At 43.1% G+C, this 16,355-nt stretch carries 13 protein-coding genes; 12 read left to right on the top strand and 1 reads right to left on the bottom strand.

What is annotated here, in order from left to right:
• The 11 genes from FDP09_RS20710 (at position 1) to FDP09_RS20660 (ending at position 14,416) form a co-directional block, all read left to right on the top strand.
• On the top strand, positions 1-1,818 hold the full coding sequence (locus FDP09_RS20710) for an efflux RND transporter periplasmic adaptor subunit (protein ID WP_015267869.1): 1,818 nt from the start codon (positions 1-3) through the stop codon (positions 1,816-1,818).
• Positions 1,819-1,969: 151 nt separating this feature from the next.
• Entirely contained in the window at positions 1,970-2,488 is a 519-nt protein-coding gene (locus FDP09_RS20705; protein ID WP_041740083.1) for a DUF3347 domain-containing protein, read from the top strand.
• A gap of 6 nt (positions 2,489-2,494) precedes the next feature.
• Positions 2,495-2,950 carry a DUF2231 domain-containing protein gene (locus tag FDP09_RS20700; RefSeq protein WP_015267867.1) on the top strand — a complete coding sequence of 152 codons (456 nt, stop codon included), beginning with the start codon at positions 2,495-2,497 and terminating at the stop codon, positions 2,948-2,950.
• A gap of 192 nt (positions 2,951-3,142) precedes the next feature.
• Complete coding sequence (locus FDP09_RS20695) at positions 3,143-4,375, top strand: IS110 family RNA-guided transposase (RefSeq protein ID WP_137402181.1); 1,233 nt, start codon at positions 3,143-3,145, stop codon at positions 4,373-4,375.
• A gap of 280 nt (positions 4,376-4,655) precedes the next feature.
• Entirely contained in the window at positions 4,656-5,294 is a 639-nt protein-coding gene (locus FDP09_RS20690; RefSeq protein WP_137404436.1) for a hypothetical protein, read from the top strand.
• 371 nt (positions 5,295-5,665) lie between these two features.
• Positions 5,666-7,948 carry a multicopper oxidase domain-containing protein gene (locus tag FDP09_RS20685; RefSeq protein WP_226332818.1) on the top strand — a complete coding sequence of 761 codons (2,283 nt, stop codon included), beginning with the start codon at positions 5,666-5,668 and terminating at the stop codon, positions 7,946-7,948.
• A 17-nt stretch (positions 7,949-7,965) separates the two neighbouring features.
• Positions 7,966-9,186 carry a permease gene (locus FDP09_RS20680; RefSeq protein WP_015267864.1) on the top strand — a complete coding sequence of 407 codons (1,221 nt, stop codon included), beginning with the start codon at positions 7,966-7,968 and terminating at the stop codon, positions 9,184-9,186.
• A 4-nt stretch (positions 9,187-9,190) separates the two neighbouring features.
• A complete protein-coding gene (locus FDP09_RS20675; protein ID WP_015267863.1) occupies positions 9,191-11,230 on the top strand; it encodes a copper-translocating P-type ATPase in 2,040 nt (679 codons plus the stop codon).
• Positions 11,231-11,271: 41 nt separating this feature from the next.
• On the top strand, positions 11,272-11,841 hold the full coding sequence (locus tag FDP09_RS20670) for a helix-turn-helix domain-containing protein (RefSeq protein WP_015267862.1): 570 nt from the start codon (positions 11,272-11,274) through the stop codon (positions 11,839-11,841).
• Between the two features lie 93 nt (positions 11,842-11,934).
• Positions 11,935-14,172 carry a heavy metal translocating P-type ATPase gene (locus FDP09_RS20665; RefSeq protein ID WP_137404435.1) on the top strand — a complete coding sequence of 746 codons (2,238 nt, stop codon included), beginning with the start codon at positions 11,935-11,937 and terminating at the stop codon, positions 14,170-14,172.
• Positions 14,173-14,206: 34 nt separating this feature from the next.
• A complete protein-coding gene (locus FDP09_RS20660; protein ID WP_015267860.1) occupies positions 14,207-14,416 on the top strand; it encodes a heavy-metal-associated domain-containing protein in 210 nt (69 codons plus the stop codon).
• Here the strand turns inward: FDP09_RS20660 and FDP09_RS20655 are convergent.
• Positions 14,348-15,070, bottom strand: coding sequence for a metal-dependent transcriptional regulator (locus tag FDP09_RS20655; protein WP_262710672.1), 723 nt, complete (start codon positions 15,068-15,070; stop codon positions 14,348-14,350). The genes FDP09_RS20660 and FDP09_RS20655 overlap by 69 nt on opposite strands.
• A 79-nt stretch (positions 15,071-15,149) precedes the next feature.
• Here FDP09_RS20655 and FDP09_RS20650 point away from each other — a divergent pair, with 79 nt between their 5' ends.
• The gene (locus tag FDP09_RS20650) at positions 15,150-16,352 is read left to right on the top strand and encodes a di-heme oxidoredictase family protein (protein ID WP_015267859.1); all 1,203 of its coding nucleotides are present in this window, start codon (positions 15,150-15,152) and stop codon (positions 16,350-16,352) included.
• Positions 16,353-16,355: the final 3 nt, after the last annotated feature.

Raw genomic sequence — 16,355 nt, 5'->3', positions numbered from 1 at the left:
ATGAATACGGATAAAAGAATAATACTCATTGCACTGTCCACCCTGGTGGCGGGCGTGCTACTCGGCTGGCTTATTTTTGGAGGTTCGTCTGAAAACAACAGGGATAAGGAACACCAACACACTGCTGAGGAAGCTGGGGAAACGGTATGGACCTGTTCCATGCACCCTCAGATCAAACAGAGCGAACCTGGGGATTGCCCCATTTGCGGAATGGACTTGATCCCATTGGAAGAAGATCAAAATGAGGTACTTGATCCTATGGCCATCAGCATGTCACCGACAGCGATGCAACTGGCGAATATTACAACTTCCGCAGTAGGTACTATGGATCCGGTGAAAACAGTTAGACTGAACGGTAAGGTGCAGGAAGATGAGCGGCTAGTTTCTTCTCAATCCAGTCATATTTCAGGGAGGATTGAACGGCTCAATGTCAGCTTCACAGGTGAATATGTGAATAAGGGACAGGTAATTGCCTATATCTATTCCCCCGAATTAGTGACTGCCCAGGAAGAATTGTTTGAAGCGCAGAAGATCAAAGAGACGCAGCCACAATTATTTAAATCGGCTCGGACAAAACTTAAAAACTGGAAGCTTTCGGACGGTCAGATAGATAAAATATTAGAAAGGGGAAGTCCTTCCGATGATTTTCCCATCACAGCAGACATTTCAGGGTATGTGTTGAATAAAAATGTCATCGTGGGTGACTACATCAAACGAGGAGAGCCTGTTTATGAGATTGCCAATTTATCCCGTGTATGGGTGCTGTTTGATGTGTACGAGTCGGAAATGTCCTGGATAAGTAAGGGAGATCAGGTGCGGTTTACCGTTCAATCATTGCCGGGCCAAACGTTTGAAGGCAAGATAAGCTTTTTAGATCCTGTAATTGATCCAAAGACCAGGGTAGCAAAGGCGCGGGTGGAAGTGCGCAACAATGACAATCAACTAAAACCTGAAATGTTTGTATCAGGGACAGTGGAAGCAATGCTGCCTAATAAGGCAAACACTGTTGTCATTCCGAAAACCGCCGTTATGTGGACGGGGAAGCGTTCTGTGGTATACGTGAAAAACACTTCTGGAAGTGGCGTGAATTTTATCATGCGGGAGGTAATGTTGGGACCTGGTTTAGGCGACAGCTTTATAGTGGAGAGTGGACTACAAGAAGGGGAGGAAATAGCCGTGAATGGTACCTTCAGTATAGACGCAGCTGCGCAGCTAGTGGGGAAACCCAGCATGATGAATCCTGAAGGCGGTCCCACCATGACCGGGCACAATCACGCCCACTTGCCGGACGGGCAGGGAGACATGGAGATGCTGGCTTCTTCTTCAAGCTCAGTACCTGGGAAGCAAAAAGAAGTTAAACCGATAGCAATCAACCAAAAGGCCAAAGATGCGCTAAAACCCCTTTATGAACCATACCTGAATTTTAAAGAGGCACTAGTGGCTGATAATTTGTCTGGGGCGCAGAACGCTGCGAATGAGTTGAAAGGAAAACTAGATGCAGTAAACATGTCCGTATTTACCGGAGAATCACATAATGCCTGGATGAACTATAGCGGTAATTTAAAAAATGCTATACAACATGTACCGCACATGAAAGACTTAGTGGCCGTGCGTAAAGCATTTCAACAGGTGTCTGAGGGGATGATTGATTTGACCAGGGCTTTTAATCCCTTTGAGAAAACGCTCCATGTCCAGTTCTGTCCCATGGCTGACAATAATAGAGGAGCCACTTGGCTCAGCACCGAAAAGGAGATTCGCAATCCGTATTTCGGAGAGGCCATGCTCACTTGTGGTGAGGTGAAATCAACCATCAAATGAAGGAATGTTGCAAAACGGGGGATGAAAATCCTCCCTCAAAATTAAAAATATGGGCTTTTCGGATCATATGGGGAATAGTAATCCTTATAGTGGTCGGTATAGCCCTACTACAAATGTTTAACCTATAAAAATCAACAAAATGAAAAATGTAATGAGTAAAAAAGCGCTGCTGGTAGCGGTAATGGCTTTAATCAGCCTTGGGGTTTATGCACAACATGACCATAGCAATCATGGAGATAAGAAAAAAATGGCCCAACACATAGAACCTGTGTTTAAAAACAAAGAGGTGGGAAGTACCTATAGCCATTATATAGCCCTTAAAGATGCTCTAGTAGCGTCACAGTCCGGAGAAGTCCAAAAGGCTGCGGAGAAGCTTAAACAGTCTTTAGAATCTGTAAAGGATGCGAAAACAGTGCAGGAGGAAGCAGGTAAAATAGCCTCAGCTTCCAATCTCGATGACCAACGGAAAGCCTTTGCCTCATTGAGTAAAGAAATGGCCGTTTTGGTTAAAGCAAATGCTCCTTCAAAGGGTGAGGTATACCTGGATTACTGCCCGATGGCCAATGGAAATACCGGTGCTTATTGGCTATCAAGCCAAAGGGAAATCAAGAATCCATATTTTGGCGATAAAATGCTGAAATGTGGGAGTGTGAAGGAAACGATCAAATAAGAAACTATGGAGGTTTTGTGGCCCGAATGGGCACCCAACATTCATCCAATGATCATCCATTTCCCGATAGTGTTGTGGTCTGTGGCCGTCATTGCTGACCTGATTTTATTATTCTGCTCCAAAAGCTGGATCAGGAATATGACGGTCACTTTATATACTATGGGAGCACTAGGAGGTTTTGCGGCTTATCTAAGTGGAACACAGGCGATAGATATGGTTTCTGTACCCATGCAGGGAGAAATAACTGCAGGAAACCATTCTGATTGGGGGAGGTATACTTTTTACTTTCTTTCGGCTTATGCGATAATCCGTCTTGTTCTTTTTTGGATACAGAGGGACAGGAACAGGTGGTTGGCTGTTCTTCTTTTCATACTGGGATTGGCAGGTATGGGTATGGTGACTAAAACTGCGGATCTTGGAGGCAAACTGGTATATAAATATGGTGTAGGAACTAAAAAATAAAATTAAACAAACAAAAATTTAAAGTCATGAATAATAATACAAGATTATTTTTTTCAGGCGCCTTGCTTTCGGTAATGATAGGCATTACATCTTGTTCACAGGATAAAAACATTCATGAATTAGGACTTCACAAACGGAGATGAAAGAGGAGTTTCTCCGTATAAGTAGAATATTCACATTCACTTATCGGTTATGTCATCACAAATCAAATTCGAGCAGGTGATCGAGCGGGGCTGCGGCCTTGATGTTCACCAAAAGACGATTGTAGCCACGGTCCGAGGTATTGACGTTGAGATTGGGACCAGGACTTTCGGGACTTTCACCTCCCAGATCGAGGAGCTTCAAGTATGGCTGAACTCCCTTTCCATTACCCATATTGCCATGGAAAGCACCGGAGTTTATTGGAAACCTGTCTACAACATCCTGGAAGAGGATTTTAAGATTATTCTGGTCAATGCCCGGCATATCAAGAATGTACCCGGGCACAAGACAGACAAAAAAGACAGTGAATGGATTGCCAAATTGCTCCTAAGCGGTCTGCTAAAGGGGAGTTTTGTCCCTGCCGAGTGGATACGGGAGCTGCGTGATCTATGCAGGTATAAACGCAAACTGATCGCACAGCGTGTCGCCCAACGCAACAGGGTGCATAAAATCCTGGAAGACGCCAATATCAAACTGGCCTCAGTGGTCTCAGATGTCTTTGGGGTCTCCGGGACCTTGATCCTCGATGCTTTGATCCAGAAACAGGATGACCCCGAATACCTGGCCAACCTTGCCAAGGGATCCTTACGGAAAAAAATGGAAGACCTCAAACTTTCTCTCCGGGGAAGACTCACAGATCACCACAGGTTCATGCTGTCCACCCTCCGTGATTCCATTGATTCGATCAACGCTCAGATCAGGCACATCGAGGCTAGAATTGAAAGTTATGCAGCCGAGCTTCAACAGGAGGTCGATTTACTCCAGACCATACCCGGAGTGGGAAAAGAAACCGCTATGAACATACTGGCCGAGACAGGCAATGACATGGAGGTTTTTCCGGATCACAAACATCTGGCATCCTGGGCAGGAGTCTCCCCGGGCAACAACGAAAGTGCAGGCAAGAAAAAGTCAACCCGCATCACACATGGGAACAAATACTTGAAAACTGCATTGGTCGAAGCTGCCTGGGCCGCATCACACACCAAGGAGACCTATTTGAACCGTAAATATGGAGCAGTAGCGGCTCGCCGTGGATCTAAAAAGGCACTGATTGCAGTGGCCCACAAAATATTGACTGCACTGTATTATATCCTCAAAAACAAGGAGGCCTATCTCGAACCTGACCATACAGCCTATCAGGAAAAAAGAAAGCAGGCGCAGATTAAGAAATCCTTGGAGCGCCTGCGCGGGCTCGGAGTCCAAGTGGACATCCGTCCCAATTAAGTTTAAGTAAAAGTTCGAGCTTTTATTGGTGATTTACAAGTCCCGGAATAAAAACTGAACTCATAGGCCAAGAACAAACGGTTATTGCTTCGAGCATGTAGAAAAAATTTTACTCTCTAACTTGGCCTAACTTAATTTACAGTCCTTTTAACAACCTTTCAAAGGATAGCTGAACTATGCCTTCCCAGATTTAAAAATGACTGAATAAGCCTATTTTTAGATTTTCTCTTTCAGAAAAAAAAGTGAACAAGCCGAGGCTGAGGGACAGGAACACTTAGAAATGAAGGAAAAGGGTCATCATCAAAAAGAAGAGACACATTCACATGGGGAAACATCAGGTAATGGTCATGGTACTCATGCTGAAATGAAAATGGGACAAAATAAGACCTGGACCCCAAGTGGAAATGGAATAGATCTTATAAAATCAGACTTTCATTTTATTACAGGAAATTTGGAAAATATCAATCCGGTTGTAAAAGAAGTTGATGGTGAACAGGTTCTTGAACTAGATTCCGATGGCACGCCAGCTGCCTTTGTTTTCCATAATCAATATGGGAATGTGGGCATGATCGTAAAATTGAAAAAGCTTGACTTTACAGGTACCATCAGCTTGATACATCATGCCAAAGACCTTACCAGTTATGATTTTATAGCCATAAAAGGCCAAAACATGAAACTGGGAAGAGTGGTAAACGGGCAGGAAGATGTATTTGATGAAGGTGACTTTGATTCCGGCAATGACTGGATGTCGCTAAAGGTAACGGCAGCAGGAACCCATTTTAAAGGTTATGTTGATGAAAAGACCGTTACTCATGGACATGGTGATAAAATGGCCAATGGGTTTGTGGGGATAATGGTTGACGGCAAGGGTAAGATTCAGATCGGTTCCATCGAGACAGCCGTGCTTGAAGATGAATAAATTATACTCAGGGCTGTGGGAATGTACACAGCCCTGAAAACCAAAAAAAAATAATTTGTAAAGTTGGTTCACCATATCCCCTAAGTTTGAATCCATCATCACCTGTTTAACTGATTTAGAAAAAATCGGACAATTTCATCAAGGGGATTTAGTACCTTAAATGTGCATAATGGTAAATAGTCAGTTATACTATTTTAGTAAAGGATCTTAGTGCTAGATCAGATTGGAAAGAACAGCATAGATGTAGTTTAAATTAGCCTTTGAAACTTCCACCTTAAAAGCAACCAATGATGAATAGCTATGCGATTAAACCATATATTATTTTATTTTTCATAACTATTTCATTCTTCTCTGTCAGGGGACAAAGCCTTATGGAGAAGTCTGTAGAAGGAAACTCACAAAACCTACCTGTCAGAGAGTATACCATCACCCTGAGGGAAGAAAAAGTAAGTAAAGCAGGGAAGGAGGTGATGGGGATGACCATTGATGGAGGGATTCCGGGCCCTACCTTACGTTTTACAGAAGGGGAATATGCAGTAATTTACGTAAAGAATGAGATGAGGGAAGAAACTTCTGTTCATTGGCATGGGCTGTTGCTTCCCAATTTTTATGACGGTGTTCCTTATCTCACCACACCGCCTATTCAACCTGGGAAAACCCTGAAATATGAATTTCCGATCAAACAATCAGGCACTTATTGGTATCATTCACATACCATGCTACAGGAACAAAGTGGCGTTTACGGTTCTATCGTGATCGAACCGAAAGAAAAAGTGCTTGAATATGATAAAGAATTGGTGATGGTCCTTTCGGATTGGACCAATGAAAAACCCATGGACGTACTACGGTTTTTAAAAAGAGGTACTGAATGGTACAACTGGAGAAAAGGAACGGCCACACCCCTTAATCAGGTTATTGCACGGGGTGCACTGGGTGCACAGCTCGAGTTTTGGCGACAAAGAATGGAGGGCGCTGATATTGCCGATATTTATTACCCTACATTCCTTGTAAATGGGGAAAAGAGGCAAGATTACCCGGATTTCAAATCCGGTGAAAAAGTTAGGCTGCGGATTATAAATGGGGCAGCTTCTACCTCATTTTGGATGACCTTTGGAGGAGGAAACCCTACAATAGTGTCTGCAGATGGCTTAAATGTGGTACCTATCGAACATAACAAAACCTTTATTGCTATAGCAGAGACTTATGATTTTATTGTTACTATTCCAAAAAAAAGTAAGATGGAATTCCGGATTACAGCCCAGGATGGATCAGGGACTGCATCGGCTTTTTTAGGAAACGGTGATGTCCTTTCGGCACCGCCAGTGCCCCGCCCAGATAAAATTGGTATGATGATGCAGATGTCAAAAATGGATATGAGGATGGGGGCACCTGCATTAAAGTTTAGGCCAAAAAAAGATGAGCCGGAGAAAATGATGAAAAGGTGGGGAATGCAGATGGATGAATTAATGAGCGGAATGGATATGAACCAGAGCGACTCAGGGATGACTGAACATCATAACATGGATATGAAGCATGAAGAACATGGTAATACCCAAAATAAAAATATGGCTGGTATGGAGATGCAGGGAAAGAAAGCTAAGAGTAAAGATGACGGTTCCAAAATGCAAATGGAAGGGATGGATATGTTTTCTGAGTACAATTATGACTATTTGAAATCTCCGGATAAAACCACCTATAATGAGGATATTCCGGTACGAGATATTTTGCTGAACCTGACAGGAAATATGAGTCGATATGTATGGAGCTTAAACGGAATCCCCCTTGCTGAAACAGACAAGATTAAAATTAATGAGGGTGAAGTAACGAGAATTACTTTCAACAACCTCACCATGATGCACCATCCCATGCACCTGCATGGGCATTTTTTCAGGGTAATTAATGAGAATGGAGACTACTCACCTTTGAAACACACTGTTAATGTGCCCCCAATGCAAAAAGTAACCATCGAATTCTATGGTAATGAATATGGAGACTGGTTTTTTCATTGCCACATCCTTTATCATATGATGGGAGGTATGGCACGAGTGGTGAGCTATGATACCCCAAGAGATAAGAGAATGGAGCCCTATCCTGTTTCTAACCTGGTGCATGAAACCAATAAATTTTATAATTGGGGAATGGCAGACCTCGCTACCCATACCGGTGCATTTAATATAGTATCCTCAAACATTCGCAACCAATTTAATCTGGCAATAGAGTATGGTTGGAATAAAAACTTTGAAGCAGAGTTTTCTTATGAATATTATATGTATGACTATCTGCGTGTATTTGGGGGAGTAAATGTTGAAAATACCACTCAAAATAGTTTGGATGATATCAATACCACAGCAGTAGCCGGTATCCGATGGTTTACTCCGTATATGTTTGATGTCGATATTAGAATTGACAATGAATTAAGACCAAGAATTGGAATCGGACGATCTTTGATGCTCTTCCCCAGGTTTTCCGTTTTTGGTTATTATGAATACCAATTTGATGCGGGTTGGGTCAATACCCTGGAAGGTAATACTAACTATACTCAGGAAATTGTTTGGAATGCAGGCGGAGAATTCCTGTTATCCAAAAATTTTTCATTGATGGCCGGTTATGATAACCGCTTTGGTGGGGGAGGCGGACTATCTGTCAGATTTTAACACTAAATAAAATCAATATGGACAACTTTCTAAAACAATGGGGTGAAGCGGCGTATACCAGTACCGGTTTTTTCTGGATGGCACTGTGGGCTTTTATCCTAGGTTATGCTGTAAGTTCATTTATACAAATCTTTGTTACAGAGAAGCGTATGCAGGAAACCATGGGCGATGCCAAGGCTAAAAGTATACTGTTAGGTACCTTCTTCGGTTTTATCAGCAGTTCGTGCAGTTTCTCCGCATTGGCCACCTCCAAATCCCTTTTCCAGAAGGGAGCAAGTTTTGCTTCTTCTATTGCTTTTTTATTGGCGTCGACCAACTTGGTGATTGAGCTGGGAATTATCATATCGATTTTCCTGGGCTGGCAATTTGTAGTCGGAGAGTATGTCGGAGGGATTTTGTTGATCCTTTGCAGTTGGTTGCTGATTCGCCTGATCAAGCCCAACGGGCTAATTGAAAAGGCAAGGAAGAACCTCGACAGCTCCTCTGACAAGCAGGCGGAATCATCCTCCTTTAAGGAAAAGGTCCAATCCAAAAAAAACTGGGCAAAAGTAGGCAAACAATATGCCATGGAGTGGAAGATGGTATGGAAAGACGTGACCTTGGGCTTTACGATTGCGGGCATTGTTTCGGCTTTTGTACCGGACAGCTTTTTTCAGACACTTTTTATTAATACTGGTGAAGGCCAAAACACTTTTGGTTTTTTTACCCTTCTGGAACATGTCATTGTGGGACCTGTAGCTGCGTTTCTAACCTTTATAGGCTCCATGGGAAACATTCCATTGGCGGCATTGTTGTTTGGCAAGGGAGTAAGCTTTGCAGGAGTCATGGCCTTTATTTTTAGCGACCTCATCGTCTTCCCGGTACTCAGGATCAATGCCAAGTACTATGGGTGGAAGATGTCATTGTTCATACTCTTTCTATTGTTTACTTCACTTATTGTCACAGCCTTACTCTTGCACTATGGCTTCAGCTTTTTAGACTTCTTACCGGATAGTTCGGGAAAAAGCATTACCGAGAGCGATCATTTTAAGATTGACTACACCTTCTTCCTAAATATTGCATTTTTTATAGTGTCCGGAATTTTGATCTACTTCGGTTTTTATAAAGGAAGAGACGTTAAATACCATAAGGAGATGGCACCGAAAAGCCCAATGTTGGAGAAAATACTCAAATGGTTAGCTTTTGTTTGTTATGCTTGGCTTGTGACTGGAATTTTTATCAAAATGATAATACTGTAAAACTATGAAAGACCACAAACATCATCATAGTGATCACCACCCAAGTGGACAGGAAGCAATGGAGCATTCGTCTGAACATCACCATCATACCGGTCACCATGATCATCATAAGCACATGATAAGCGACTTTAAGAAGCGTTTTTATATCAATTGTGCCCTTTCGATTCCAGTATTGGTTTTTTCGGAAATGATCCAGCATTTTTTTGGGTTTTCATTCACTTTTCCCGGAATGGACTATGTAGCGGCTGGTTTGTCCAGCTTTATATTTTTCTACGGTGGATGGCCATTCCTCAAGGGACTCAAAGAGGAACTTTCTGAAGGGGGACCAGGGATGATGACCTTGATCGCTATAGCCATTACAGTGGCCTGGACGTACAGTACGGTGGTGGTATTTGGCCTTAAAGGAATGGTTTTTTATTGGGAACTGGTCACCTTGATTGATATTATGCTGCTGGGACACTGGCTGGAAATGCGCTCGGTAATGGGGGCTTCAAAGGCCCTTGAGAAACTGGCAGAACTGATGCCTTCTGAGGCCCACAAATTGGACGGGGACACAATGCATGATGTAAAAATCAGTGAGCTGAATAAAGGAGATATCATATTGATCAAGCCTGGAGAGAAAGTTCCGGCTGATGGTAAAATTATAGACGGAGAAAGTGATTTGGACCAAAGCGCGCTTACAGGAGAGAGCAAACCCGTGCAAAAATCTAAAGGGGATGAGGTGATAGGCGGGGCAATCAATGGGGATGGCAGCCTCAAAGTGGAAGTAAAATCCTCCGGTGAGGACAGCTATCTTAGCAAAGTGATCAGACTGGTGGAAGAAGCCCAACAAACCAAGTCAAAAACGCAAAATCTTGCCAATAGAGCAGCAAGCTGGTTGGCCTATATTGCCATAGGTGTGGGAATAGTCACTTTTATCGCATGGTCTTTTTTTAGTTCACAGGGCGTGGATTTTGCCCTTGAACGAATGGTTACCGTAATGATCATCACCTGCCCGCATGCCCTGGGTCTTGCTGTACCTCTGGTGGTTTCGATCTCGACGGCCTTATCGGCCAAAAACGGCTTGTTGGTACGAAACCGGACAGCTTTTGAGAACAGCCGAAAAATCTCTGCCATTGTATTCGATAAAACCGGAACCCTGACAGAAGGTAATTTTGGTGTAAACAGGATTGAAAGCTTGTACGGCCTGCCCCAGAATGAACTGTTATCAACTGTTGCAGCAATTGAACAGCATTCGGAACATCCCATAGCCAAAGGTATTGTGAAAGAAAGCAAAAACCGTGGTCTCAAACTTCCCCGGACCTCAGGCTTCAGTGCCACAAAAGGAAGAGGGGTAAGTGCCAGGGTTGGAGGTGTGATTTATCAGATCGTCAGTCCGGGATATCTGGAGGATCAAGGTCTTGACTTGCCTGAAGGAGCTATGACTGACCAAATCGAGACTATCGTATTTGTCCTTAAGGAAGGGGAACTGATAGGATTTATTGCTTTGGCTGATCAAATTAGAAAGGAAAGTAAAGGGGCCATCGCATTGCTCAAGGAACAGGGCATTAAGGTATTGATGGCTACTGGGGATAATGAACAAACCGCCAAAGCAGTGGCTGATGAACTCGGACTTGATGGCTACTTCAGCCAAGTACTGCCGCATCAAAAGTCAGAACTTATTGAGAAACTACAGTCCAAGGGAGAATACGTAGCGATGACCGGTGATGGGGTAAATGATGCACCTGCATTGGCCAAAGCGGATATTGGGATTGCCGTGGGATCCGGTACAGATGTAGCCGCTGAAACGGCAGACATTATTCTTACTGAAAGCAGTCCTGAGGATATCAGTCGTCTGATCATATTTGGAAGGGCAACCTATAATAAAATGGTTCAGAACCTTATATGGGCAACAGGCTACAATGTGATTGCCATTCCCTTGGCCGCAGGAGTGTTATTTTCTGAGGGGATCATGATAAATCCGGCCATAGGTGCTGCGTTGATGAGCCTTAGCACCATTGTTTGTGCCGCCAACGCACAGTTGTTGAGATTGAAGTTTAATTAACAGGTTATAACACATAATACACGATATAAATCTTGAGATTAATGAATAAAGTAACAATCCATATTAAGAACATGGTGTGCCACCGTTGTATCCTGGCAGTGAAGGAAATTTTGGAAGATTTGCAGATTGAAGCCCAGGAGGTAGCATTAGGACAGGTAACCTTATCAGATGAATTAGGGACTGAAATAAGAAATAAGCTCGCCGGGCAATTAAAAAAAATTGGTTTTGAATTGCTGGAAGAAGGACGGTCCAGTCTTATTTCCCGCATCAAAACATTGATTGTTGAACAAATCCATTATAATAAAGAGCCACTGAAAGAAAATTTCTCCACCTTTCTTTCAGATAAGCTAAACCATGACTATTCGTATTTGAGCCGTTTTTTCTCCTCCGTAGAGGGGGTTACCATAGAGAAGTTTATAGCCTTGCAGAAAATTGAGAAAGTAAAGGAATTGCTTTTTTATGATGAGTTGACCCTGTCAGAAATTGCCTTTTTGATGAATTACAGCAGTACAGCTTACCTATCCACCCAGTTTAAAAAGGAAACAGGGATGACTCCTACCCAGTTTAAAAGCATGCATCAACCAGGGCATCGAGATTTGGATAGTATTTAAGCAAAATCTTAAAAATGTACCCCAAAATACTGTAACATATTTTAAGTCAATTGATGTGACATTTGTATCATACAAACAAAGAATTTTATTCTCATGGATACAATCGTTGCACCAAGAAAAACCGTAAAGAAGGAATCATTTCCAGTGACTGGAATGACCTGTGCGTCCTGTGCTTCAAGTGTGGAGTCCATTTTATCCCATATCGATGGGGTCTCCCAAGCCAGTGTGAATTTTGCTTCCAACTCCGTATTGGTAGAACACGATCCATCTGTTAGTCCGCTTGATTTGCAAAATGCCCTGCGAAGTGTCGGTTATGACCTTATCATCGATGAGGAAAACCCTTCTCAGGCTCAGGAAGAAAGACAGCGCCAACACTATCTGGAGGTGCGTAATCGAACCATTTGGTCTGCGCTTTTGACATTTCCAGTATTTATTTTGGGCATGTTTTATATGAACTGGATGCCGGGACAATGGATTTCGTTGCTGCTTACCATCCCCATCCTGTTTTATTTCGGCAAAAACTTTTTTATTAATGCCTTCAAGCAAGCCAAACACGGTAAGGCGAATATGGATACCTTGGTAGCATTAAGTACAGGTATTGCCTTTGTTTTCAGTTTGTTCAATACTCTTTTTCCAGATTTCTGGCACGCCCGAGGCATTCATCCACATGTGTACTACGAGGCGGCTACTGTTATCATTACCTTCATTTCTTTAGGGAAGCTGTTGGAAGAAAAAGCCAAGTCAAATACTTCATCCGCGATTAAAAAGTTGATGGGACTGCAGCCCAAAACCTTGAGAGCCATTATCAACGGCGAAGAGCTGGAAATCCCGATTGCGTCGGTCCAAAAAGGAAATACGATTTTGGTACGCCCGGGAGAGAAAATTCCGGTGGATGGGGCAGTTTTGTCCGGTAGTTCCTATATAGATGAAAGCATGATCACTGGTGAACCGGTACCGGTGGCTAAAATCAAAGGGGATAAAGTAATTGCCGGCACCGTTAACCAGAAAGGGAGCTTCCAGTTTGAGGCCGAGAAAGTAGGAGGAGAAACCCTGCTTTCACAGATCATCAAAATGGTGCAGGAAGCCCAGGGCAGCAAAGCTCCGGTGCAGAAGCTCGTGGACAAGATCGCCGGGATATTTGTGCCGGTGGTGATGGGGATTTCCATCTTTACCTTTATCGTATGGATGACGGTGGGCGGGGATGATGCATTCACCCATGCCCTGTTGACCTCGGTAGCAGTGTTGGTGATTGCCTGTCCCTGTGCTTTGGGACTTGCTACCCCTACGGCCATTATGGTAGGAGTAGGAAAAGGAGCAGAAAACAATATCCTGATCAAAGATGCTGAGAGCTTGGAACTTGGCCATAAGGTTAATGCTATTGTATTGGACAAAACCGGCACCATCACAGAAGGTAAACCTACCGTTACCAATCTGTATTGGTCGGAGAAGGCACATGAAGCCTATCATGCGGCTGTGCTGCTTGCTCTGGAGACACAGTCTGAGCATCCATTGGCCGATGCGGTAGTGAAAAAACTAAAAGAAAAAGGTGTTCAACGGGAAACATTAAAGGACTTTGACAGCCTCACCGGAAAGGGGGTGAAGGCCTCTGATACTGCAGGTAAGACGTACTATATCGGTAATGGAAAACTGATGCAGGAATATCAAATAAATATCCCGCAGCACATCCAGCAAAAAGCAGGTGAGTGGCAAAAGGAAGCAAAAACCGTGGTTTTCTTTTCAGATGATGTAGAGGTGCTGGCAGTTTTGGCAATAGCTGATAAGATAAAGGCGACATCCAGATCGGCTGTTGAGAAATTGAAAAAACTAGGTGTAGAGGTTTATATGCTCACGGGAGATAACAACCAAACTGCACGGGCAGTAGCCGCCCAGGTGGGTCTGACTGATTTTAAGGGAGAAGTATTGCCCTCTGATAAAGCTGATTTTGTAAGAGAACTGCAATCCAAAGGAAAGGTGGTGGCGATGGTGGGTGATGGGATCAATGATTCGCAGGCGCTTGCACAGGCAAACGTGAGTATTGCTATGGGGCACGGATCGGACATAGCTATGGACGTGGCTAAAATGACGCTGATCACTTCTGACCTGGAATCTATACCCAAAGCCCTTAAGCTGTCTTCCAAAACTGTGAAGGGAATCCGCCAAAACCTTTTCTGGGCTTTTATTTACAATGTAATAGGTATTCCTATTGCTGCTGGGATACTATATCCAGTTAATGGATTTTTGCTTGATCCAATGATTGCAGGGGCGGCAATGGCGCTGAGTTCAGTGTCTGTGGTCGCCAATAGTTTAAGATTGAAAACAACTAAGATTTAAAAATCAAATTTTCAAACTTTAAAATAGACTTAAAATGAATACTTTAAAATTCAAAACGAACATTAATTGCAGTGGGTGCCTCTCCAAAGTTACGCCCTTCCTGAACGAGGAAAAGGACATTCAAAAATGGGAGGTTAATCTTGAAAGTGAAAACCGTGTGCTTACCGTTGAAACTTCAAACCTCAATGCGGAAGAAGTAAAGAAAACAGTTCAGAAAGCCGGCTTTAATGCTGAGGTTATTTGATTTATAATGTTCACTTAAGCAAACATTTAGGTTCTTAGCGACTCTTTCGCTCAAATAAACTTCATTTTTATCATCTTCAAGGAGTTTGACAGACATGTCAAACTCCTCCTTTTCAATAATTACCCACCTCTGACCAAGTTGTAATCCCTTGTCCAAATGATTTAAAAAGCCTTTATCATCAGTATCCACACTTCGGAAAACATAATTTTTGTCCGGTTCTAATTCGGAAAGCAGTATAATACTCAGATTTGGAAAGTTACCGTCTTTATCTGGTATAGGATCGACATGCGGATCTCTTTCAGGATACTCAAGAAATCGCTCCAGTCTTTCTCTGAATAAAGATGATTGAACATGCTCTAGCTGCTCAGCAATAGTATGTACTTCATCCCATTTAAAGTTCAGTGTTTCTACGAGAAAAGTCTCCCAGAGCCGATGTTTTCGTATGATTAGTTTTGCCAGAAAACTCCCCTGATCTGTTAAAGTAATATTATTCTTATCCTCTATCAAACCTTTTTCATAGAGTCGCCTGAGCATGTCTGAAGCCGAAGCAGGACTGTTCTGAATTTTTTCGGCTACAGCACTCACCGTGACAGAGGTCGCAGTTTCTTCAAGAAAGAAGATTGCCTTGAGGTAATTCTCGCCTGTAGTTGATATTATTGATTAATTTAGTCTAAACTAAAATTTTATTTTAGTTAAACAAATTATTAGTTTTGCCTTATCAACATATAATTATATGATAAACATAAAAATAAAGTATCTGGTTTTGGTTTTTTTGGTGCCCTTGTCGTTTTATTCATGCGAAGAGGTATTTCCTGAAGCACCAGCAGAAAATGAATTGTTGGACGGTCCAATGGAAGATCTTGCATATTCAGAGCAGAACAGGTTTTTGGCTGGAGATGTAGCCTTCAATGATGAGGTTTTTACACCAGAGAATGGTTTGGGACCTATGTTTGTAGCCACCTCCTGTGGAAGCTGTCATCCGGGAGATGGAAAAGGGCATCCTTTCACCACACTTACACGATTTGGGCAGACATCACCCAATCAGAGTTCCAATATTCCACCAGGAGCACCACAGCTGCAGAATAGGGCCATTCCGGGATTTGAGCCGGAGAGGCTACCCTCCGGGGTTCCATTTATGAAGTTTACTCCTCCCGCAGTTACCGGTCTTGGACTGTTAGCGGCCCTCACAGATGCACAAATCCTTGAAAATGCCGATCCTAATGATGATGATGGAGATGGTATCTCCGGGATCCCCAATTATATTACTCCTCCCGATTACTTTCAACCGCAATGGTTTCATCAATCCTTCAGTGGTAAATACATTGGGCGTTTCGGAAAGAAGGCTGCCGCCATTGACTTGTTGCAACAAACTGCCACCGCATATAACCAGGATATGGGCGTGACATCTACATTTGAGTCGCTAGATGTGGCCACCAACCTCTCAGTGGATCCGGAAGTAAGCGATCAGACTATAAGGGACGTAGTTTTTTATTTAAGAACGCTTAAAGCACCCATTCAAAGGGAATCCGATGCTTCTGATGTTATTCGGGGTCAACAAATCTTCACTGATATTAAGTGTGGCTCATGTCATATCCCCTCCTGGACAACTCCTGAATCAGATATTGGAGCTCTCAGCAATAAGACTTTTTATCCTTATACAGATTTGTTGCTGCACGATATGGGACCTGGTCTCGATGATGGAGCTACGGAAGGTTCAGCAGAAACGTATGAATGGCGAACCCCACCACTCTGGGGACTTGGTCTTTCACAGGATTCCCAAGGAGGTGAGTTGTTTCTGATGCACGATGGACGTGCAAAAACGATTGAAGAAGCTATAAATATGCATGGTGGGGAAGCATCCACCAGCCGGGACAGCTTTGAGCAACTCAGCAAAACAGATAAGCAAAAACTCCTCACATTTCTTAAATCTCTTTAGTCA

This window comes from Echinicola rosea (genome assembly GCF_005281475.1).
GTDB classification, from domain to species: domain Bacteria; phylum Bacteroidota; class Bacteroidia; order Cytophagales; family Cyclobacteriaceae; genus Echinicola; species Echinicola rosea.
Note: the sequence above shows the minus strand (reverse complement) of the source record. Positions and strands in the feature narration are given on the sequence as shown.